The organism is Streptomyces sp. PA03-6a, from assembly GCF_033792765.1.
In the GTDB taxonomy this organism is placed as follows: Bacteria; Actinomycetota; Actinomycetes; order Streptomycetales; family Streptomycetaceae; genus Actinacidiphila.
Genome location: NZ_JARAVK010000160.1, coordinates 1 through 21,097, shown reverse-complemented (window position 1 = coordinate 21,097; position 21,097 = coordinate 1). Strand labels below are relative to the sequence as shown.

At 74.0% G+C, this 21,097-nt stretch carries 22 protein-coding genes; 13 read left to right on the top strand and 9 right to left on the bottom strand.

What is annotated here, in order from left to right:
* Positions 1–58: 58 nt before the first annotated feature.
* Entirely contained in the window at positions 59–421 is a 363-nt protein-coding gene (locus tag PV350_RS30955; protein WP_499509491.1) for a gas vesicle protein GvpO, read from the bottom strand.
* Positions 422–547: 126 nt separating this feature from the next.
* On the opposite strand from PV350_RS30955, the gene PV350_RS30950 reads away from it, so the two are divergent.
* The gene (locus PV350_RS30950) at positions 548–1,294 is read left to right on the top strand and encodes a histone protein (RefSeq protein WP_499509492.1); all 747 of its coding nucleotides are present in this window, start codon (positions 548–550) and stop codon (positions 1,292–1,294) included.
* 329 nt (positions 1,295–1,623) lie between these two features.
* On the opposite strand, the gene PV350_RS30945 is transcribed toward PV350_RS30950, so the two are convergent.
* Positions 1,624–2,280, bottom strand: coding sequence for a class I SAM-dependent methyltransferase (locus tag PV350_RS30945; RefSeq protein ID WP_499509493.1), 657 nt, complete (start codon positions 2,278–2,280; stop codon positions 1,624–1,626).
* Positions 2,281–2,428: 148 nt separating this feature from the next.
* Between PV350_RS30945 and PV350_RS30940 the strand changes: the two genes are divergently transcribed.
* Positions 2,429–3,595, top strand: a complete 1,167-nt coding sequence (locus tag PV350_RS30940) for a MalY/PatB family protein (RefSeq protein ID WP_499509494.1) — start codon at positions 2,429–2,431, stop codon at positions 3,593–3,595.
* A 155-nt stretch (positions 3,596–3,750) separates the two neighbouring features.
* On the top strand, positions 3,751–4,842 hold the full coding sequence (locus PV350_RS30935; protein ID WP_499509495.1) for an NAD-dependent epimerase/dehydratase family protein: 1,092 nt from the start codon (positions 3,751–3,753) through the stop codon (positions 4,840–4,842).
* A gap of 43 nt (positions 4,843–4,885) precedes the next feature.
* Here PV350_RS30935 and PV350_RS30930 read toward each other — a convergent pair whose 3' ends face one another.
* Together PV350_RS30930 and PV350_RS30925 are read right to left on the bottom strand one after the other, a co-directional pair.
* On the bottom strand, positions 4,886–5,854 hold the full coding sequence (locus tag PV350_RS30930; RefSeq protein WP_500337168.1) for a YihY/virulence factor BrkB family protein: 969 nt from the start codon (positions 5,852–5,854) through the stop codon (positions 4,886–4,888).
* A gap of 83 nt (positions 5,855–5,937) precedes the next feature.
* Positions 5,938–6,459 (bottom strand): hypothetical protein, encoded by a 522-nt coding sequence (locus PV350_RS30925; protein ID WP_499509497.1) that lies wholly within the window; start codon positions 6,457–6,459, stop codon positions 5,938–5,940.
* A 100-nt stretch (positions 6,460–6,559) separates the two neighbouring features.
* Between PV350_RS30925 and PV350_RS30920 the strand changes: the two genes are divergently transcribed.
* The 5 genes from PV350_RS30920 to PV350_RS30900 all read left to right on the top strand — a co-directional run bounded on the left by PV350_RS30920 (position 6,560) and on the right by PV350_RS30900 (position 10,926).
* Entirely contained in the window at positions 6,560–8,041 is a 1,482-nt protein-coding gene (locus PV350_RS30920; RefSeq protein WP_499516712.1) for an AlkA N-terminal domain-containing protein, read from the top strand.
* A gap of 104 nt (positions 8,042–8,145) precedes the next feature.
* Positions 8,146–8,661 (top strand): methylated-DNA--[protein]-cysteine S-methyltransferase, encoded by a 516-nt coding sequence (locus PV350_RS30915; protein WP_499509498.1) that lies wholly within the window; start codon positions 8,146–8,148, stop codon positions 8,659–8,661.
* Positions 8,662–8,672: 11 nt separating this feature from the next.
* Entirely contained in the window at positions 8,673–9,410 is a 738-nt protein-coding gene (locus tag PV350_RS30910; protein WP_500337167.1) for a 2OG-Fe(II) oxygenase, read from the top strand.
* On the top strand, positions 9,407–10,243 hold the full coding sequence (locus PV350_RS30905) for an Ada metal-binding domain-containing protein (RefSeq protein ID WP_499509500.1): 837 nt from the start codon (positions 9,407–9,409) through the stop codon (positions 10,241–10,243). The genes PV350_RS30910 and PV350_RS30905 overlap by 4 nt, the downstream gene beginning before the upstream one ends.
* A complete protein-coding gene (locus tag PV350_RS30900) occupies positions 10,240–10,926 on the top strand; it encodes an alpha-ketoglutarate-dependent dioxygenase AlkB family protein (RefSeq protein ID WP_499509501.1) in 687 nt (228 codons plus the stop codon). The genes PV350_RS30905 and PV350_RS30900 overlap by 4 nt, the downstream gene beginning before the upstream one ends.
* On the opposite strand, the gene PV350_RS30895 is transcribed toward PV350_RS30900, so the two are convergent.
* Positions 10,880–12,094 (bottom strand): MFS transporter, encoded by a 1,215-nt coding sequence (locus PV350_RS30895; protein ID WP_500337166.1) that lies wholly within the window; start codon positions 12,092–12,094, stop codon positions 10,880–10,882. The genes PV350_RS30900 and PV350_RS30895 overlap by 47 nt on opposite strands.
* 84 nt (positions 12,095–12,178) lie before the next feature.
* Between PV350_RS30895 and PV350_RS30890 the strand changes: the two genes are divergently transcribed.
* The 3 genes from PV350_RS30890 (at position 12,179) to ddaH (ending at position 14,630) form a co-directional block, all read left to right on the top strand.
* Entirely contained in the window at positions 12,179–13,150 is a 972-nt protein-coding gene (locus tag PV350_RS30890) for a transcriptional regulator (protein ID WP_499509503.1), read from the top strand.
* 17 nt (positions 13,151–13,167) lie between these two features.
* Complete coding sequence (locus tag PV350_RS30885; protein ID WP_499509504.1) at positions 13,168–13,671, top strand: Lrp/AsnC family transcriptional regulator; 504 nt, start codon at positions 13,168–13,170, stop codon at positions 13,669–13,671.
* Between the two features lie 122 nt (positions 13,672–13,793).
* Positions 13,794–14,630 (top strand): dimethylargininase, encoded by an 837-nt coding sequence (gene ddaH / locus PV350_RS30880; protein ID WP_499509505.1) that lies wholly within the window; start codon positions 13,794–13,796, stop codon positions 14,628–14,630.
* 34 nt (positions 14,631–14,664) lie between these two features.
* Here ddaH and PV350_RS30875 read toward each other — a convergent pair whose 3' ends face one another.
* On the bottom strand, positions 14,665–15,090 hold the full coding sequence (locus PV350_RS30875) for a PaaI family thioesterase (protein ID WP_500337165.1): 426 nt from the start codon (positions 15,088–15,090) through the stop codon (positions 14,665–14,667).
* Between the two features lie 35 nt (positions 15,091–15,125).
* Positions 15,126–16,727 carry an MFS transporter gene (locus PV350_RS30870; RefSeq protein ID WP_499509507.1) on the bottom strand — a complete coding sequence of 534 codons (1,602 nt, stop codon included), beginning with the start codon at positions 16,725–16,727 and terminating at the stop codon, positions 15,126–15,128.
* Between the two features lie 101 nt (positions 16,728–16,828).
* Between PV350_RS30870 and PV350_RS30865 the strand changes: the two genes are divergently transcribed.
* The gene (locus PV350_RS30865; RefSeq protein ID WP_500337164.1) at positions 16,829–17,314 is read left to right on the top strand and encodes a winged helix-turn-helix transcriptional regulator; all 486 of its coding nucleotides are present in this window, start codon (positions 16,829–16,831) and stop codon (positions 17,312–17,314) included.
* 39 nt (positions 17,315–17,353) lie between these two features.
* Here the strand turns inward: PV350_RS30865 and PV350_RS30860 are convergent, their stop codons facing one another.
* Together PV350_RS30860 and PV350_RS30855 are read right to left on the bottom strand one after the other, a co-directional pair.
* Positions 17,354–18,322, bottom strand: coding sequence for an SDR family NAD(P)-dependent oxidoreductase (locus tag PV350_RS30860; protein ID WP_500337163.1), 969 nt, complete (start codon positions 18,320–18,322; stop codon positions 17,354–17,356).
* 45 nt (positions 18,323–18,367) lie between these two features.
* The gene (locus tag PV350_RS30855) at positions 18,368–19,396 is read right to left on the bottom strand and encodes a LacI family DNA-binding transcriptional regulator (protein WP_499516713.1); all 1,029 of its coding nucleotides are present in this window, start codon (positions 19,394–19,396) and stop codon (positions 18,368–18,370) included.
* Between the two features lie 444 nt (positions 19,397–19,840).
* On the opposite strand from PV350_RS30855, the gene PV350_RS30850 reads away from it, so the two are divergent.
* The gene (locus tag PV350_RS30850) at positions 19,841–21,085 is read left to right on the top strand and encodes a glycoside hydrolase 5 family protein (protein ID WP_500337162.1); all 1,245 of its coding nucleotides are present in this window, start codon (positions 19,841–19,843) and stop codon (positions 21,083–21,085) included.
* The last annotated feature ends 12 nt before the right edge of the window (positions 21,086–21,097 follow it).

Here is a 21,097-nt window from a genome sequence, read left to right as displayed (position 1 = left end):
CCGCCCCCGCTCTGCGGCACCACGGTCATGGCGCCTCCCTTCAGCGCCTTGTGTCGGGTCAGGAGCGTCGGTCTATCTGCCCCCGCGTGTAACGGCGTGTCCGCTCGTACGCCACCAGGTCTCCTTCCTCGTCCAACGTCACGTGGTACGTGGCCATCACACTGGTCGTCTGGGGCACGCGCTCCAGTTCCAGGACCTCGACGTCCGCTTCCCAGCCGTCTTCGGTCGGTTTCACCGCGGAAACGGATTCCGGCCTGCGACCGAGGAGTTCGGAGAGTTGTTCGGACGCGGACCGCATGGCCCAGGCCGCCGAACGTTTGCGGGGCCGCCGGGACCGCTCGGCGCTCGAACGCCGTGCCGTGCCTTCGCTCCGGGTGGAGCGCGGGCCCCTTCCGGGGTCGCTCTTGTCGCTTGCGGCCATCCACATCTCCGGCTCTGGAGCGGCGCCACCCCTACAACAAAACGTACTATTTCAGCATATACACCTCACAAGGTGCGCGGCGACGGGTCGCCTCCCGCAGGGCGCAACTCCCGAAGGGAACAAGTGATGAAGGACTCGACCAGGCTCGCTCTGGCTGCCGCGGTAGCGGGCGGCTACGTTCTCGGTCGCACCAAGAAGGGGCGGCTCGCCCTCGGAATGGCGACCTTTCTCGCCGGTCGCCGCGCCGGACTCGATCCGCAACAGTTGGTGACCGAGGGTATTCACAAACTCAAGGACCTGCCTCAGGTCGCCCAGCTCAAGGAACAGGTGGGCGGAGAACTGATGGACGCCGGGCGCAAGGCGGTCGTCGCCGTCGCGGACCGGAAGCTCGCGGATCTCGCAGGGACCTTGCACGACCGTACGGCCCTGATCGGCAGCAAGAAGGAGAAGCGCGAGGACGAGGAACCGGACGAGGAGGAAGAGGAGTACGGACCGGAGGACGAGGAGGAGGAAGAGGAGGAAGAGGAAGAGGAAGAACCCGAGGAGGAAGAAGAGGAACTCGAGGACGAGGAACCCGAGGAGGAAGAAGAGCCGGAGGCGGAGGAGCAGGCCCCTCGGCGCCGTCGCCCGGCCAAGCGGCAGGCCCCCAGGCCACCGGCGCGCACGACCGCGGCCAAGAAGGCGCCCGCCAAGAGGACCCCCACCCCCGCCAAGAAGGCACAGCCGGCGAAGAAGTCCGCCGCCAAGAAGACCGCGGCGCCGGCCGGGAAGAGGGCGGCGAAGAAGACTGCAGCACCTGCGAGGAAGTCCGCCGCGAAGAAGACGGCCGCCAAGAAGTCGACGGCCAAGAGGGCGTCCACACGGCGGAGGTAGCCCTATCGCCACAACAGCACAGGACACCGGTATGGCACAGGCTGCCGGCCTGGATCGATCGACTGCCGAGGAGTCCGTCAACTTCGTCGGGGCCCGAGTGGAGAGCCTGGCCGGCGGGCGCCAAAGGCTCTGCACGGACAACGAGTCGATGCATCGTCTGGCTCTCTGCACTGACCCACATCGTCCTCAGCCGGCGCGCCCAAGGCCGCGGTCTGCGACTTCAAGCACTTCCAGCGGTACGTGCGGCGCGTGCCGCTGACGGCCCGTCACTCCGCCCCACTCACAATGCCCCGGCGGGCCGTGGTCGGCACGGCCCGCCGCGCGTCGTGTCACCGCTCCAGGCGGCGGATCTCCAGGGTGTTGTCCAGACGCGTCGTGGGCCGTCCGTCGGGGTCGTTCTGGACGCGCTCGTGCTCGTCGGTCAGCAGCACCTCCCACTCCTCCTCGGCAAGTTCGAGGCTCCGCAGCACCTCTTCCGGCGTCGGGAAGTGCACCTCAGGGTGCGGCTCGGTCTGCCAGGCCGGGAACCCGGAGTGCCCGACGACGAGCAGCACGCCGCCGGGTGCCACGGCCGCCGCCGCGGCGCGCAGGATGCGCTCGCGGGGCATGTCGTTCGGCGAGTGCAGGAACTGCGCGGAGACCAGGTCGTAGGTTCCCCCGGGGAACGTCTCAGACAGGTCGTGCCGTTGCCAGTCGATGGCGCCGTCGGGGATGCCCTCGGCCGTCGCGTGGGCGGCGGCACGCTCCAGGGCGACGCGGGAGATGTCGACGGCGGTGACCCGCCACCCCTGCCGGGCCAGCCAGACCGCGTCGGCGCCCTCGCCGCACCCCAGGTCGAGCGCCGTACCGGGCTTCAGGCGCCCGACCTCGCGGACCAGGACGTCGTTGGCCTTGCCGCTCCAGACGCGGTCGCTCCCGGCGTACCGGGCGTCCCAGAACTCCGCCTCGGATGCGGCGCCGGTCGCGCTGGTGGTGCCGTCGGTCATGGGTGTCGTCTCCTCCGTGCCGTGGATGTGGACCTGCCCCGACCATGCGGTCCCGCGCGCTCGGCGGGCAAGCCTTCTTGCCGGTTCGGCAACACGTCCGCCGGGCGTCCTCTGCCCCGGCGGCTGACCGGCACCTATGTTTGGTGTCATGGACACCGCGTCGACTGACGACCACCCGCTGCGCCGCCTCACGCTCGACCAGCTCCGGCTCCGGACGAGCATGAAGTGGCGCACCCATCCGCAGGACGTGCTGCCCCTGTGGGTGGCGGAGATGGACGTGCCGCTGGCCGGTCCCGTGGCCCGCGCGCTCACGGAGGCGATCGCGGTCGGCGACACGGGGTATCCGGCGGGCACCGCGTACGCGGAGGCGCTGGCGGACTTCGCCCGTGAGCGGTGGGGCTGGGACGGTCTGGCCGTGGAGCGCGCCTCCATCGTGCCCGACGTGATGCTGGGTGTCGTCGAGATGCTGAAGCTCGTCACGGACCCCGGGGACCCGGTGATCGTCAACTGCCCGGTGTACCCGCCGTTCTACCAGTTCGTGACGCACATGGACCGGCGCGTGGTGGAGACCCCGTTCGGCTCCGGCCTGCGGCTGGATCTCGCGGCGCTCGAGGAGACCTTCGCCCGGTCCACGGCCGGCGGCGGCCGGGCCGCCTACCTGCTGTGCAGCCCGCACAATCCGACCGGCACGGTGCACACCGCCGAGGAGCTGTCCGCGGTGGCGGCGCTGGCCGGATCGTACGGGGTGCGGGTCGTGGTGGACGAGATCCACGCGCCGCTGGTGACCGCCGAGGCGGCGTTCGTGCCGTACCTGAGCGTGCCCGGCGGCGAGAGCGGCCTGTCGCTGATGTCCGCTTCGAAGGCGTGGAACCTGGCCGGTCTGAAGGCGGCCCTCGCCCTGGCCGGGCCCGCCGCGGCGGACGACCTGGCGCGCATGCCGGAGGAGGTGAGTCACGGACCGAGCCACCTGGGCGTCATCGCCCACACGGCGGCGCTGCGCGACGGCGGCCCGTGGCTCGACGCCGTGCTGGACGACCTCGCGCACAACCGGCGGCTGCTCGCGGGGCTGCTGGCCGAGCACCTGCCGTCGGTCGGCTACCGGCCGGCCCCGGGCACCTACCTGGCCTGGCTGGACTGCCGGGAGCTGGGCCTGGGCGACGACCCGGCGGCCGCCTTCCTCGCCCGCGGGCGGGTCGCCCTCAGCGCGGGGGCCGACTTCGGCACGGGCGGCGACGGGCACGTACGGCTGAACCTCGCGACGACGCCCGAGGTGCTCACGGAGGCGGTGCGCCGGATGGCGAAGGCGGTCGCCTGACGGCCGCCGCGGCCGGGGTCTGAAACGTCCCTGGCCGGGTAGCCGCCCTGGCAGACCGAAGCAGGCACCGGACGAGGCCGCCGTCACGCCGGGCAGCGCGGTCCGGCACCGTGCGGTGCCCGGGCGCTCGCGGCGGCCCCAGGGAGGCGAGGAACGTGACGGACGACTCCACGCCCGGGAGCGGCGGCCTGCGCGTCGTCGTCGTAGGGGCGACCGGAAACGTCGGGACGAGTCTGGTGCGGGCGCTCGGCGAGGACCCGGCGGTGGCCGGGATCGTCGGCATCGCCCGCAGGATCCCCGAGGACTGGCGGCCCGCCCGTACCTCGTGGGTGCACGCCGACCTGGGCGACGACAGGACGCGCCTGGTGGAGCATTTCCGCGGTGCCGACGCCGTCGTTCACCTGGCCTGGCTGCTGCAGCCCACCCACGACCCCGCGATCACGTGGCGCACCAACGTCCTGGGCAGCATCCGCGTCTTCGAGGCGGCCGCGGCGGCCGGTGTGCCGGCCCTGGTGCACGCCTCGTCGGTGGCGGCGTACTCGCCCGGCCCGAAGCGGTACCCGGTCGACGAGTCGTGGCCCACGCACGGCTGGCCAGGGGCCGCGTACTGCCGGGAGAAGGCGTACGTCGAGCGCTACCTCGACACCTTCGAGCGGGAGAACCCGCGGCTGCGCGTGGTGCGCATGCGGCCGGGCTTCATCTTCAAACGGGAGTCCGCCGCTCAGCAACGCAGGCTGTTCGCCGGTCCGTTCCTGCCGAACCGGCTCGTACGGCCCCGCCTGGTGCCGGTCGTGCCCGACCTGCGCGGTCTGCGCTTCCAGGCGCTGCACTCCGACGACGCGGCCGAGGCCTACCGGGCGGCGCTGCACCGTCCCGTGCGCGGCGCCTTCAACCTCGCGGCCGATCCACCGCTGGACGCGGGTGAACTCGCCACGCTGCTCGGGGCGCAGGTCGTCCGCATGCCGCGGGGCGCGGTGCGGGCGGCGCTGGCCGGGGCGTGGCGGCTGCACCTGGTGCCGTCGTCGCCCGGCCTGTTCGACGCCGTCGTCAGACTGCCGCTGATGAACACCGCGCGGGCCCGCCGCGAGCTGGGCTGGGAGCCCCGCCACACCGCCACGCAGGCGATCGAGGAGTTCCTCGCGGGTCTGCGCGAGGGCGCGGGCGACACCTCCACCGCCCCACTGGCACCGGGAGGGGCCGGCAGCCGGCTCCATGAGGTCGCGACCGGCGTCGGCTCACGGCCGTGACGGTCCACGGCCGCGACGGTGCGGCGGCCGTGGCGCCGTCCCGTCATCGCCCCTCGTCGGCGTGGAGCCGCTCGGTGTCCTGCGGCTCGGCCTTGGGCACCGTCTCGTCCGGACCGTCGTCCGGGCCTCCGTCCGGCCGCGCCCGTGCCCGTTCGAGCTCGGCGTTGAACTCCAGCCCGAGGAGAACGGCGATGTTCGAGATCCACAACCAGACGAGGAAGACGATGATCGCCGCCAGGCTGCCGTAGAGCCGGTTGTAGTTGCTGAAGTTGGACACGTAGAAGCTGAAGAGGGCGGAGGCGGCGGCCCAGATGACCACGGCCAGGATGCTGCCGGGGCTCACCCATCGGAAGCCGCCGTGCTTCACGTTGGGCGCGGCCCAGTACAGCAGCGCCAGGACCAGGCTGAACAGCACGAGCATCACGGGCCATTTGGCGATCCCCCACACTCCGAGCGCGGCGTCACCGACCCCCAGCACCTGACCCGTCCTGCGGGCCAGGGCTCCGGTGAAGACCACGCCGAGCGCGATGAGCGCCGCCACCACCAACAGCACCACGGGAATGACGAATCGGGCGGCCAGGGTCTTCCACACGGGCCTGCCCTCGTCGATGTCGTAGAGGGCGTTGGCGGCCCGCATGAAGGTCGCCACGTAGCCGGAGGACGACCACACGGCGACCGCGATGCCGATCGCGAGGGCGAGTCCCCCGCGGCCGGCGCCGTGCTGCAACTGCCCGAGCACACCGGTCAGCGTGTCGCGCACCGGTCCGGGCGCGAGTCCGCTCGCGTTGACGATCAGGGGTTTGACGCTGGGGCCGCCCAGCAGACCGACGACGGAGACCATGACGAGGAGGGCGGGGAAGACCGACAGGACGGCGTAGTAGGTCAGCGCCGCGGCCCAGTCGGTCAGGTGGTCCGCCCAGAACTCCTTCACCGTGCGCCGGAGCACCACGCGCCAGGACTCCTGGGGGAGCTCGGTCGGCTTGCTGACGCCGGTCTGCGGGTGGCGGGCCATGCGCGATCACTCTCCTCAGGGCACACGTCCCCCACAGGAAACAACACAAACCGGCCCATAACGCATGAACGACGCACCGGCCCTCAGTGCTGGAGCGCGACCTTCGCCGCCACGATGACCAGGCCCAGCACCAGGTTCACGATCCCCACCGACACCACCGCCCAGCGGGAGGCGCCCACCCGGATGACGGCCGCGCTGGCCCACACGACCTGCTGGACGACGGCGATGGTCAGGGCCAGCCAGGCCGCGCCCTCCAGCCCGAGCCCCAGCAGCGGGCTCACCGCGACCGCCGTCGCCGGCAGCAGCGCGGCCTGCACGATCGGCCACTCGCGGACGCACACCTGGCGGATCTCGTGCCAGGTGACCCTCCCCCCGCGCAACCGGTCGCCGACGAAGCCCGCGTAGACGTGGGCGGCCCAGAACACCAGGCCGGTGCAGATCAGCAGCAGCACCAGTTCCAGGCGCGGGTACGGCCCCGCCGAGCCGGCCCCGGCCACCACCGAGGCGGCCAGCAGCGATCCGTAGACGGCGCCCGTGTAGTTGGCGCGTCCCGTGCCGGGAGCCTCCCGGCCGGCGAGGTCCCGCGGGGCGGAGCCGGCTGTCACCCCTTCAGGATCACCGAGGCGACCCGCCCCCGCACGACCGTGCCGGGCGGGCCACGCCCGGAACGTGACGTCCGAATCCCGCCAGCGTCCCGCCCCCGCGATGCCGCACAGTGGAGGGGTGACGAACGACGCGACCGACGAGGACAGCAGGTACGAGGCGGTGTGCAGCCGCGACGCGCGCTTCGACGGCGAATTCTTCTTCGCGGTGACGACGACGGGGATCTACTGCCGCCCGAGTTGTCCGGCGGTCACGCCCAAGCGGCGCAACGTCCGCTTCTTCCGAACGGCGGCGGCCGCCCAGGGGGGCGGTTTCCGGGCCTGCCGGAGGTGCCGTCCGGACGCGGTGCCGGGGTCAGCGGCGTGGAACGCGCGGGCCGATGTGGTGGGCCGTGCGATGCGGCTGATCGGCGACGGCGTCGTCGACCGCGAAGGCGTCGCGGGGCTGGCCGCACGGCTCGGGTACAGCGCGCGGCAGGTGCAACGGCAGCTCAACGCCGAGGTGGGGGCGGGTCCGATCGCCCTCGCCCGTGCGCAGCGGGCGCACACCGCCCGGATCCTGCTGCAGACCACGGACATGCAGGCCGCGGAGATCGCCTTCGCGGCCGGTTTCGCGAGCGTACGGCAGTTCAACGACACCGTCCGCGAGGTGTACGCGCTCACGCCGACCGCGCTGCGGCAGGCGCGCCCCGCCCGGCACGCGGCCGCCGACTCCGCCGCCGGGGTGCCGCTGCGGCTGGCGTACCGGGGGCCGTACGACACCGGGCAGGTCTTCGACTACCTGGCGGCCCGCGCGATCACCGGCGTCGAGGAGATCACGGGGACCCGCGGCCGGCGTGTCTACCGGCGCACCCTCCGGCTGCCGCACGGGCCCGCGGTCGCCGAGGTCGAGGAGGCGGCACCCGGCAGGGGCGGTGACTGGCTCGAGTGCCGGCTGCACCTGACCGGGCTGCGCGACCTGACCACCGGGACGCAGCGGGTGCGGCGCCTGTTCGACCTGGACGCCGATCCGTACGCGGTAGCGGAACGGCTGTCCGCGGACCCGTCGATGGGTACCCTGGCCCGCGCCCGCCCCGGGCTGCGCGCTCCCGGGGCGGTGGACCCGCACGAACTGGCGGTGCGGGCGGTGCTGGGGCAGCAGGTCTCCGTGGCGGCGGGACGCCGGCTCGGTGCCGCCGTGGTCGCCGCCCACGGCGAGCCGCTGGCGGCGCCGAGCGGTGGCCTGACGCATCTGTTCCCCGACGCGGACACCCTCGCCGGGGCGTCGCTGGAGGCGGTCGGGATGCCGCAGGCCCGGCGGGAGACGCTGCGCGGCCTGGCCCGCGCCCTCGCCACCGGCGAGGTCGTCCTCGACCCGGGCGCGGACCGGGACGGCGCGGAGAAGGCCCTGCTCGCGCTGCGCGGCATCGGGCCGTGGACGGCCGGCTACATCCGGATGCGCGCCCTGGGCGATCCCGACGTGCTGCTGGAGGGCGACGTCGCCGTGCGTGCGGGGGCCGCGCGTGCCGGTGTGCCGCTGGAGGACGCCGAGGGCTGGCGGCCGTGGCGCACCTACGCGATGCACCTGCTGTGGGGCGCCGGTTGACCGGGAGGCAGCGGGAATGCGACGTCCGAATCCCGCCGGACATCGGTGATGAACCACCGCAGAATCGTAGATGTCACTGAAAGTGCGAGGAAAGGGAAAGACCGATGACGGTCTACACAACGCTCGACAGCCCGCTGGGCGAACTGCTGCTGGTCGGCGAGGAGTCGCCCACCGCGAAGGGCGGCACCGCGCTCTCCTCGCTGTCCGTGCCGGACCAGAAGGGCGGCGTCCTCGCGGCGGACCTGGCGGACGGCGCGCGTGCCGACGACGGCGCGTTCACCGAGATCGCGCGTCAGCTGCGGGCCTACTTCGCCGGCGAACTGACCGACTTCGACATCGAGTTCACCACCGCCGGCACCGCCTTCCAGCAGCAGGTGTGGAAGGCCCTGGAGACCATCGGCTACGGCACCACGCTGACCTACGCGGACGTCGCCGACGCGATGGGCATCCCCCGGACCTCGTCGCGCGCGGTCGGCACCGCGATCGGCCGCAATCCGCTGCTCGTCGTCCGTCCCTGCCACCGCGTGCTCGGCGCCAAGGGCGCGATCACCGGTTACGCGGGCGGGGCGGAGCGCAAGCGGCTGCTGCTGGACCTCGAGGCCGGGCACGGTACGGCGTGAGGACGACGGCCATGACCACCACCGCCGCACCGCCCACGGCACCCCTGACCGAGCGGGTCGACGCCATGGACTGGCCCGCGCTCGCCGCCGGACTCGACGCCCACGGGAGCGCCCTGACGGCCCGTCCGGTGCTCTCCCCCGCAGAGTGCCGGGCCGTCGCCGCGCTCTACGACGAGACCGGGCGGTTCCGCTCGACCGTCGACATGGCACGGCACCGCTTCGGCTCGGGTCAGTACCGCTACTTCGCGTACCCCGTCCCCGAGCCGGTGCGGGCCTTGAGGGCGGCCTTCTACCCGCGGCTGCTGCCGATCGCCCGCGACTGGGCGGCCCGGCTCCGGCAGCCCGCGCCCTGGCCGGACACCCTCGACGCGTGGCTGGCCATGTGCCACGACGCCGGCCAGACGCGACCGACCCCGATCCTGCTGCGCTACGGCGCGGGCGACTGGAACGCGCTCCACCGCGACCTGTACGGGGACCTCGTCTTCCCGCTCCAGGTCGTGATCGGGCTCGACGCCCCCGGCGAGGACTACACCGGTGGCGAGTTCCTGATGACGGAGCAGCGGCCGCGGGCGCAGACCCGGGGCTCGTCCACCACCCTGGCCCAGGGCCACGCGCTGGTCTTCACCACCCGCGACCGGCCCGTACGCTCGGCCCGCGGCTGGTCCGCCGGCCCGATGCGGCACGGGGTGAGCACCGTGCGCGCCGGCCGCCGCCACACGCTGGGCCTGGTCTTCCACGACGCGGCGTGACCACCTACGTGCTGACCGGCCCGGACGGGCTGCCGTACCGCAGCGCGGTCCCGGGGACGCTGGGCGGGCACCGGCGCGGCCGGCTGTACGGCCGCCTCGACTGCCCGGCAGCCCAGCAGGCAATCGCCCGCGGCGGATACGTGCGGGAGCGGGTGTTCTTCGCGGACGAGGCGACGGCGGTCGCCGCGGGCTACCGGCCCTGCGCCCGCTGCCTGCCCGGACCGTACCGACAATGGAAGGCGACACCGACGGAGCGGAACGCCATGACCTACCCCGACGCACCCGCCGCGGTACCGGCTTCGCCGCTGGTGACGCCCGAGGGGCTCGCCGTGCTCGACGGCGTGCCGGCGCCGCGGCCGCACACCGGGACCGAGCTCACCGCCCTGCTCGGACTGCTCGGTGACGCCCGCCCCCGCCCGCGCGCCGTCGCCGTCGGTCACAGCCGGGACGCCCCCTCCCGTGCCGCCGCAGGGGCCTTCGCCGCGGCGTGGCGCGCGTCGGGCGGCACCGTGGTGGCCGTCGTGGACTGGCCCGAACGGGCCGCGTCCTGGCTGCGGGCCGCCGGGCGGCTGACCGCGCCGGCGCCGGACGCCTGGGTGGTGGCCGCGGCGCCCGCCGGGTGGGCGCAGTTGGCTCGCCGTCTGCGGCACAGCACACCGTGGGACCCGGCCCGTACGTACGGCTTCGCCTCCCTCGGCGACGCACGCGTGGTGGCCGCCGCGGGCGCGGAGACGCTCCAGGGCCTGCGCGGCGCGGCCGCCGACGGCGGGACCTGGCGCGTGGACCGGGGCTGGGTGACCGCGGCCGCCCCGGGGACGGACGGCGCCCGGTGAGCGCGCTCATCCCGCGCCCCCGGCTGCAGGTGGCGCCGGGCGCGGTGCACGTGCCGGGCTGGCTCACCCTGGACCAGCAGCGGGAGCTGGTCGTCGCCTGCCGTGCCTGGGCCATGGGCCCGGTCCCGATCCGGCACACCCGCCTCCCCCGCGGCGGGGTGATGTCGGTGCGCACGGTGTGCGTCGGCTGGCACTGGCAGCCCTACCGCTACACCCGTACCGCGGACGACGTGAACGGCGCCCGGGTGGCCCCCTTCCCCGACTGGATGGTGGACCTGGGCCGCCGCGCCCTGGTCGAGGCGTACGAGGACCCCGCGGCAGGCGACGGCTACACCCCGGACACCGCGCTGATCAACTTCTACGACGGCGACGCCACGCTCGGCATGCACCAGGACAAGGACGAGCGCAGCGCCGCCCCCGTCGTGTCGCTGACCATCGGCGACACCTGTGTGTTCCGCTTCGGCAACACCGAGACCCGCAACCGCCCCTACACGGACCTGGAGCTGGCCTCCGGCGACCTGTTCGTCTTCGGCGGCCCGTCCCGCTTCGCCTACCACGCCGTGCCGAAGGTCCATCCGGGCACGGGTGACCCGGCCACCGGTCTCGCCTCCGGCCGGCTGAACATCACGATGCGGGTCACGGGACTGGACGACGGGACGCGGGGGCGGGCGCCGCGGCGGTGACGGTGTCCGCGGTACCCGGGCGCAGGCCCGGGGCCAGCGCCAAGGTGACGGCGACGGAGACCGCGGCCATGACCGTCATCGCGGTGGCCGGGGAGGTGTGCTGGGCGACGGCACCGGCAAGCGCGGCGCCCAGGCCCTGGCAGGCGAGCATGCCCGAGGAGTGCAGCCCGAGGGCGTGACCGCTCAGTTCGTCGGGGGTGAGGGCCATCAGACGCTCCTGCAGCAGCAGGCTCGCCGCGTAGCCGACGGAGGCGACGGCGACGACGCCCGCCGCCAGGGGCAGGGCCGGGTGCAGCGCGAAGAGCAGGTAGGGGGCCGCGAGCAGCAGTCGCAGCGCGGCGCCCGCACGTTCGCGCCACCACGGCGGGACGAACCGGCCTGCCATCGTGTCGCCGGCGAGCATGCCGCAGGCCGCGGCGGCCAGGAGCAGCCCGGCGTGGTCGGGCGCGTAGGGCACGAAGAGCGACTCGCAGCCGACGATCAGGCCGTTGGGCACCCAGAGCGCGAGGTACACGTAGCGGCGGGGCCGGGCGGACCACAGCAGTACGTTGGTCCGCCAGGTCTCGGCCGCCGAGGGGCGGCCGCCCGCGCGCGGGGGCCTGGGGCGCAGTCCGGTCAGGGCGGCGGCCGCGGCCGCGAGGTAGAGCGCCGCGCCGGCGAGCAGGACCCCGCGGGGGGAGAGTGCGGCCAGCAGCAGGCCGCCGGCGGCGAAGCCGCAGATCTGCATGGTGCCGGTCGCCATGTTCAGCACGGAACGACCCAGCAGGAAGCCGCCCTTGGGCAGGATCTCGTGGAGCAGTCCGTAGCGCACTCCGCCGCCCAGCGACGCCACCAGGCCCTCGACGGGGAGGATGACGAAGACGGCCCACATCGGCAGACCGGGGACGGCCAGAACGGCGGTGCCCAGCGCGAAGAGCAGGGCGACCGCCGTGAGCGCGGCACGCGGCGGCAGCCGGTCGGCCGCCGACAGCAGCGTCGTCGCGCCCACCACCTGCGCGAGGGACGGGCCGAACATGGCGACTGCGGACAGCAGCGGCGAGCCCGTGGCGTCGTAGACCAGGGTGCTCAGGGCCAGACCGCTCACCGTCTGCGCCGCGACCTGCCCGGTGGAGACCAGGAACAGCGGGGTGAACTCCCTTGTGCGGAGGAGTTCTTGGTAAGTGCGCATGGACCTGAGTCTCGGCGGCGGCGCACCGGGCGGTTAATGTTTCGCACAGACGCGAAAGGTCGCGACAGGTGAGGAGGGCGGGGCATGGGCTGGTGGCTGGTCGACGCGGAGACGCTGGTGGCGAGCCGTTTCGTCGTCTCCCCGCTGGCCGAGACCATCGCGGCCCTGAAGCTGCTCGAGCGGGGCACGGCCGCGCATCCCGGGGAGCGCGCCTGGCTCGACGCGCACCTGGCGGCGTACCGGGAGCGGCTGGCCGCCGACCCGGTGACCGGGCTGCTGGTGCGCGCCGCCCTGGGGCGCACCTGGAACGCGGACTTCCTGACGCCCACGCCCAGCGGCGAGGGCAGTCCGGGATTCGAGGAGGAGCTGACGCGGATCCGGGAGACCTCGCCGGAGGCCGCCCGCGAGCACCTGGCGGTGTCGCTGGGCGGACCGGTCCCCGAGCGGCTGCGCCGCGCTGACCTGCCGGAGCGTGCGGCGGACGTCGTCGCCTGGGTGTGGACGCACACGGTGCTGCCGGACTGGCCGCGCCGCCGGCGGGTCATCGAGGCCGACATCGTGGCGCGTACCGCCCAGTTGGGCCGGGGCGGCTGGGCCGAGGCGCTGGACGACATGCGCCGGGGGATGCGCTGGCTCGGTGAGGGCCGGTTGCAGATCAACACGCGGGAGTACCCGCCGCGCGACCTGTCGGGCGCCCGGCTGATGTTCGTGCCCGTCACCCCGCGCACCGGCTGGGTGTCCTGGGACGAGCACGTACGGTACGCGGTGGTGTACCCGTGCTCGGGGGCGCTGGCCGAGGCGGGGCGGCAGCGGGTCCCCGAGGCGCTGGGCGCGCTGCTCGGTCCGGCGCGGGCCGCGGTCCTGGTGCTGCTCGCGACGCCGATGAGCACGACGCAGCTGGTGGCCCTGACCGGCCAGGGGCTGGGCTCGGTGGGGCGTCATCTGAGGGTGCTGCTCGACGCCCGTCTGGTGCGGCGGCGGCGCGCGGGGCGTTCCGTGCTCTACTACCGGACGGAGACCGGCGACGCCCTGGTCGCGGCCCAGCAGGACGGCTGAGGGAAGGAGCACCGGGCATGGTCCACAGACCCGTGCCGTTCGACGAACTCGACCGCAAGATCGTCGCGGCCCTGATCGTGAACGCCAGGACGAGCTTCGCGGAGATCGGCGCGGACATCGGCCTGTCGGCGACGGCCGTCAAGCGGCGGGTGGACCGGCTGCGCGAGTCCGGGATCATCACGGGTTTCACCGCCACCGTCCGGCCCGCCGCGCTGGGCTGGCGCACGGAGGCGTACGTGGAGGTGTACTGCGAGGGCGCGGCGCCGCCCCGGCGGCTGGCCGAGGTGGTCAGGAACCACCCGGAGATCACGGCGGCCATGACGGTGACGGGCGGCGCGGACGCCTTGCTGCACGTCCGGGCCACCGACGTCGAGCACTTCGAGGAGGTCCTGGAGCGGATCAGGACCGAGCCTTTCATCCGGAAGACGATCAGCTACATGGTGCTGTCGCACCTGCTGCCGGAGAGCCCGGAGGCGGGGGCGGGGCGGTCCGCCGCGGAAAGCGCAACGGACCTGCGCTGACGGGCCCTTCGACGCAGCATCGCTGCGCCTGTGCGCAGCGTCCCGATCTTGTCGCCCGCGGGCTGCGCTTCCTACCGTTGAGCCATCCCCTGGCCGTCCCGCAGGAAGCGGAGGAGTTCGCCGTGCCCGAGAACCGTGTGGCCCGCCCCCGGCGCTATCTGGTCTGCCCGCCCGACCACTTCGACGTGCGCTACGCGATCAACCCCTGGATGCGGGAGGGCGTGCGGGTCGACACCGCGCTCGCCCGGGAGCAGTGGGCCGCGCTGGTGCGGGCCTACCGGGAGCACGGCCACACGGTGGAGTCCGTCGGGCCGGTCGCGGGGCTGCCCGACATGGTGTTCGCCGCCAACGCGGCGTTGGTGGTGGAGGGACGGGTGTTCGGCTCGTCCTTCCACGCGCCCGAGCGGCGCCCGGAGGCCGACGAGTACGCGGCCTGGTTCAAGGCGGCGGGTTTCGAGGTGCACCGCCCGGAGTCGGTCTGCGAGGGCGAGGGCGACCTGGTGCCGGTCGGCGGGTTCGTCCTGGCGGGTACGGGCTTCCGTACGGTCCGGGCGGCGCACCACGAGGTGCAGGAGTTCTTCGGCGTGCCGACGATCGGCCTGCAATTGACGGACCCGCGCTTCTACCACCTGGACACCGCGCTGTTCGTCCTGGACGACGGGGCGGGCGGCGGCGAGGCGAACATCGCGTACCACCCGGAGGCCTTCTCCCCCGGCAGCCGTGAGGTGCTGCGCCGGATGTTCCCGGACGCGGTCGTCGCCACCGCGGACGACGCGCTGGCGTTCGGCCTCAACTCGGTGTCGGACGGGCGGCACGTGTTCGTGGCACCCGCGGCGACGGGGCTGGTCGAGCAGCTCGCCGGGCGGGGCTACGTGCCCGTCCCCGTCGACCTCACGGAGTTCCACAAGGCCGGCGGGGGCATCAAGTGCTGCACGCAGGAGCTCCGCCCGGCGGTCTGACGTCCGAGGTCGCTGCCCGGGCCGCTGACCGGGGTCACTGACCGGGCAGCGACCGGTTGAACAGCCGCACCTGCCCACGGGCGATGGTCCGGCCCTCGGCGTCCGTGATCACCACCAGCCACAGCTGCAGGCTCCGGCCCTGCTGCAGGGGTGTGCCGCGGACGTCGAGGCGGCCCTCGACGTACGGGAGCAGGAAGTCGGTCTGGTTGCTCACGCCGACGGCGAACCGGCCCTCGGAGCGCACCGCGTGGGAGGCGCCGACGCTCGCCACGCTCTCGATGACGGTGGTGTGGAGGCCGCCGTGGGTGATCCCCCACGGGGTGTGGTGGTCCTCGGTGACCTCCAGGTGGGCGGTGACCTCCTGCGCGCTGATCGCGTCGAAGCGCAGCCCGACGGCGCGCAGGAAGGCGCCGGCGGCCTCCGGGTCGAGGGCGGGGTCGGGGCCGGTCGTCTCCGTCATCGTGACTCTCCTGTTCGTCCTGGACGTGCCCGGGGTCAGTGGGCCTGCGGGGCGGGACGGTTGGCGATGAGCACGAGGGCCGCGACGGCGGCGACCGCCAGGCCGACGCCCGGGATGAGCACGGCCAGGTGCAGGGCTCCGGTGAAGGCGTCGCCGACGGCCGCGGTGACGGTGTCGCGGATCGCCGCCGGCAACGTGGAGCCCTGGTCTCCGGTGCCGACGGCCTGGGTCACCTGGTCGGCGAGGCCGGACGGGACGCCCCGGTCGGCGAGCTCGCCGGGCAGCCGGGAGGCGAGGCCGCTGGTCAGCACGGTGCCCGTGACGGTCGCCCCGAGCGTGCCGCCGACCTGGCGGAAGAGGTTAACGGTGCCGCTGGCCATGCCGCCGTCGGTGTGCGGCACGCTGATGACGGCCACGGCCGTGCTCGGCGGCAGGACCAGGCCCGCGCCGGCCCCGAACATCGCCATCAGCACCGCGAGCACGGGTATGGACGCGGTGGGGGTCTGGGCGGTCATCAGCAGCGCGCCGGCCGCGGCGAGCGCCGCGCCCGCGCCGAGGGTGGCCTTGAAACCGATCCGGCGTGCGATCCCCGCGGCGACGTAGCTGACCAGCACGTAGGAACCCATGATCGGCAGCAGCAGGAGTCCCGCGTCGAGGATGGACTCGTGCCGGATCCGCTCGAAGTACAGCACCTGGGCGAAGGCGGTGGCCACGAAGGCGTACTGGGCGATCATCGCGACGACGTTGGCCGTGGCGAAGGAGCGGCCGCGGAAGAGCCCGAGCTTCAGCATGGGCGTACGGGTGCGCGCTTCGTGCACGACGAAGGCGACGAGCGCCGCGGCCGCCACGGCGAAGGCAGTGATCGCCTTGGCCGTGCCGAAGCCGGTGTGGCCGCCCTCGATCAGGCCGTAGTTCAGCGCGCCGATGGACACGACCGCGAGCACCAGGCCCGGCGGGTCGAGGTGGCGTCCGGCCTGCCGGCTCTCGGTGACGAAACGGGGCGTGAGGACCAGCACCAGGACGGCGAGGACCACGTTGACCAGGAACACCGCGTGCCAGGACCAGTGCTCCAGGATCAGCCCGGCGGCCACGGGGCCGAAGGCGAGGCCGATGCCGGACACGGCGACCCAGATGCCGACGGCCCGGGTGCGGGCGTGCGGCTCGGCGAACATGTGCGTCACCAGGGACAGGCTGTTCGGCAGGATCGCGGCGCCGCCGAGGCCCATGAGGGCCTGGCCCGCGATGACGCCCGCGGCGCCGGAGGCCAGCGAGGTGACCAGGCTGCCCGCGCCGAGCAGCAGCATGCCGAGGGCGAACACGCGGCGACGGCCGAAGCGGTCTCCGACGGTGCCGGCGGCGAGCACGAAGCTGGCGACCATCATCGAGTAGATGCCCGCGATCCACACGAACGCCGCACCCGACACCCGCAGGTCCTGTTGGAGCGGGGCGAGGACCGCGACGGTCTGGGTGATGTTCACGAACATCGCCATCTGGCCGAGGCTCGCGACGACGAAGCCGATCCAGCGCTTCCTCGACTCCCCCGCGTGCGGTGTCCTCGCGGTCGTCCCCGCTGTGGTCCCTGCTGTGGTCGCACCCACGGTCACGGCCTTTGCCGCGGCGGCGCTCGTGCTCGTCATGAACGGTTCCCTCCTGAGCTGAGTCCGCATTTCGAACCTAGCTGCGGGTCGAACGCTACCAGCCCTGAGTTCTTTCCGCGAACTCAGGTAGGATCCGGACCATGGAATACCTCGACCAGGACGTCTCCAACTGCTCCGTCGGCCGCGCCATCGGCCTCGTGGGCGACTCCTGGGTGCTGCTGGTCCTTCGCGAGGTCACCCGCGGGGTCAGGCGTTTCAGCGACATCCAGGAGCACCTGGGCGTGTCCCGCTCGGTGCTGACCGACCGGCTGAACGGCCTGGTCGCCCAAGGGCTGCTCGAGCAGCGCGCGTACCGGGAGCCCGGCGCCCGGAGCCGCTCCGAGTACGTGCTCACCGAGAAGGGCCGCGACCTGTACCCGCTGATCACCGCCCTGCGGCAGTGGGGCGACAAGTACCTCGCCGACCCCGAGGGGCCCTCCCTCCTGACCACCCACCACGGCTGCGGCGCGCCCATCCGGGCCAGGCTGGTCTGCGAGGAGGGCCATGTGATCGACGCCCCGGAAGAGGTCGACCGCCGCCCCGGCCCCAGCGCCCGGCCCCGCCCCACCGCGGGCGCGACGGCCTGAGACCGGCCGCGCGGCGCCCGGGGTGGGGGGCGCGGGCGTTCAGGCGCCCGCGGCGAACGCGTCGACGCCGGTCAGCTCCGCGGACAGCCGCCACAGGCGCGCGGCCTGCTCGGGGTCGGTGGCGTGGTCGCGAACCCCGCCGGTGAGCCGGTCCGCGTCCTCGGTGAGGCGTTCCGCCACGTCGCAGTCCTCGCAGTAGAGACCGCCCCTGCCGTCGAGCATCGGTGACGTGGCGGCCCAGACCTGGGTCGCCGCGCCCTGCTGCGGTGTCTTGAGCGCCGGATCGGCGGGGTTGCCCTCCGCGTCGATCCAGCCCGCGGCGACCCTCTCCTCCAGCGGGACGTGACGGGCCAGGTCCGTGAGGATCACGCCCGGGTGCACCGAGAACGCCCGTACACCCCACTCCCGGCCCCGCCGGTCCAGCTCGACGGCGAACAGCGCGTTCGCCGTCTTCGCCTGCCCGTAAGCCGCCCACTTGTCGTAGCCGCGCTCGAACATGACGTCGTCCCAGCGGATGCCCGAAAGCTGATGGCCCTGCGAGGACACCGAGACCACGCGCCCACCGCGCCTGGCGAGCGCCGGCCACAGCCGGTTGACCAGGGCGTGGTGCCCGAGGTGGTTGGTGGCGAACTGCGCCTCCCAGCCCGGGCCCACCCGCGTCTCCGGACAGGCCATGATCCCGGCGTTGCCGATCAGCAGGTCGATGCCGCGGCCGGAGGCGAGGAAGCGCTCGGAGAAGTCGCGGACGCTGTCGAGGTCGGCGAGGTCGAGCGCGTCGGCCTCCGTCCCGCCGATCCCCGCGAGGGCCTTCCTGGCCGCTTCGGGACGCCGGGCGGCCACCACGACGTGGGCGCCCGCGCCGGCGAGGGCACGTGTGGTCTCCCGTCCGAGGCCCGCGTGACCACCGGTGACGACGGCGAGCTTCCCGGTGAGGTCGATCCCGCGCAGCACCTCCCGCGCGGTCGTGCGGGCACCGAATCCGGTTCCGATCCTGGTCTGAGCTGTCATGCCCCCATGCTGGGAGCTGGAGTGCGCTCCAGGGCAAGTGCCCGCTCAGCCGCGCGGCGGCGCCGTGCTGTTGCGGACGACGAGTGCCGGCGTCGGCTGGGCCACGTCGCGGGCCGGGCGGCCGCCGAGCAGGCAGACCAGTTCCTGCGCCGCACGACGCCCGAAGGCCGTCGCGTCGCGGTCCAGGGCGGTCAGGCGCGGATGCGTGGCCCGGCAGAGCGCCGAGTCCTCCCAGGCGACCACCGACAGGTCGCGCGGTACGGACAGGCCCATGCCGAGCGCCACACCGGCGCCCGCGACCGCCATCACGTCGTTGTCGTAGATGATCGCCGTGGGCGGCTCGGGTCCGGCCAGCGCGAGGCGGGTGGCCTCGGCGCCCTGGCCCTCGGAGTAGTCGGTGGTGACCGAGCGGACACCGGACATCCCCCGGCGCGCGGCCCCGGCCCGCAGCGAGCCGATGCGGCGCGTGGTGTGCGCCAGGCCGGCCAGGCCCGCGACGTGCACGACACGGTGGTGGCCCAGCCCCGCCAGGTGGTCGACGATCGCGCCCATGGCGGCCGCGTCGTCCACCCGGACGGTGGAGATCACCGGGTACGGGACCGGCTCGTGCGGTTCACGGTCGACGTCGCGGCCGCCGACCACCACGGCGGGCAGGCCCAGGGCGTCCAGGAGGGCCGGCCGGGGATCGCCGATCCGCGGGTCCACGACGATGACCCCGTCGACCCGCTGCTCGGCCCACCACCTGCGGTAGACCGCGCACTCCTCCTCGGCGTCCGCCACCACCCGGAAGAGCAGGCCGAGATGGCGTTCCGACAGCACCTCCTGGATGCCCGAGACGAGCTGGAGGAAGAACGACTCGATGCCCAGCGAGCTCGCCGGGCGGGCGAGCACCAGGCCCACGGTGGCGGCGCCCTCCCCCGACAGGGCCCGCGCGGCCGTGCTGGCCCGCCAGCCGAGCTGGTCGGCGACCCGGCGCACACGCCTGCGGGTGGTCTCGGAGACCCCGGGACGGTCGTTGAGCGCGAAGGACACGGCGCTCTCGGAGACGCCCGCCCGCCGGGCGATGTCCTTCATCGTGGGGCGCCGGGCGGGGACGCGCCGGCCGGTCCGGGCAGCGGGCGGCGGCTCCACCGGTGGCTCGTGCGCCGCGATCGTGGCCCCCTCGGATCGTCCGCCTGACGTCGTACGCGCCGGGCGCCGGGCGGCGCGACGCGGGGACCAGTATCCCCCAGCCCGGGAGGGTTGGGCACTAAAGCGCTTGAGTGACACGGCCCTAAAGCGCATTAGCGCTGACGCCCGAATTCCCTTCGCACTCCGTTGACCTGCGGCGTCACGGCCCCAAGACGTAAGCGAGAGGGCCGAGTTGACTTTCCCGGGGCGCGGTGTCACCTTGTCGTGGGCGCCGGCGGCGACTCCCCCAGCCGCGCCGATCACGGGACGGACATCCCCCGACCGCCCTGCGACCACCGGTTCCGCCGCCGCGCGCCCACCCCAGCTCGTACGATCACGGGAACCGCCATGACACCGCGCTTCGGCGTCAACTACACGCCCAGCCAAGGCTGGTTCCACCACTGGCTCGACTTCGACCTCGACGCCGTCCGCGCCGATCTGGACTCCATCGCCCGCCTCGGCCTGGACCACATCCGGGTCTTCCCGCTGTGGCCGCTGTTCCAGCCCAACCGCACCCTGATCCGGCCGCGCGCCGTGGAGCAACTGGTCGCGCTGGTCGACGCCGCGGCCGAGCACGGCCTGGACGTCAACGTGGACGGGCTGCAGGGCCACCTGTCGAGCTTCGACTTCCTGCCCTCCTGGACGGCCACCTGGCACCGCCGGAACATCTTCACCGACCCGGACGTCGTCGCCGCCGAGGCCGAGTACCTGCGCACGCTCGCCGCGGCGCTCGCGGACCGGCCCAACTTCCTCGGCATGACCGTGGGCAACGAGATCAACCAGTTCTCCGGCCCGCCGCACCCGGACCCGGACCCCATCGGCCCGGCCGAGGCGGAGGCCTGGCTGCGCCTGATGCTCGACGCGTGCGAGCGCGGCGCCCCCGGCAAGCTCCACCTGCACGCCGAGTACGACGCCGCCTGGTACCAGGACGACCACGCCTTCACCCCCGCGCAGGCCGCCCGCCTCGGCTTCGCGACCGCGGTGCACTCCTGGGTCTTCAACGGAACGGCCCAGCGCCACGGCCACGCGGGCGTGGCCACCGAGCACCACGCCGCGTACCTGATCGAGCTGTCGAAGGCCTGGGCCACCGATCCGCACCGCCCGGTCTGGCTCCAGGAGGTCGGCGCCCCCGCGCCGGTGGTGCCGCCCGAGCACGCGGCGGCGTTCGCCACCGCCACCGTCGCGGGCGCCCTGGACTGCGAGGACGTGTGGGGGGTGACCTGGTGGTGCTCGCACGACGTCGCCCGGTCCCTCGCCGACTTCCCCGAACTCGAGTACACCCTCGGGCTCCTCACCAACGACCGCGAGGTCAAGCCGGCGGGCACCGCGGTGGCCCGCGCCGTGGCGGAGCTGCGCGACCGCGGGTACGCGCCGCGGCCGCGGACGACCGCGCTCGTCGTCGACGCGGGCGACGCCCTGACGGCGCCCCGCCGGGCCGGATGCGCCCCCGGCGGCGAGGTGTTCGAGGCGTGGGCCGCGCTGACCGCCCGGGGCGTACGGCCCGCCCTGGTGCTCGCCGACCGGGCCGCGGACGCGGCGCACCTGGCCGCCCGCGGCATCACCGAGGTCGTCACGCCCGCCCAGGCCCTCTGAGCCCCCCGTGCC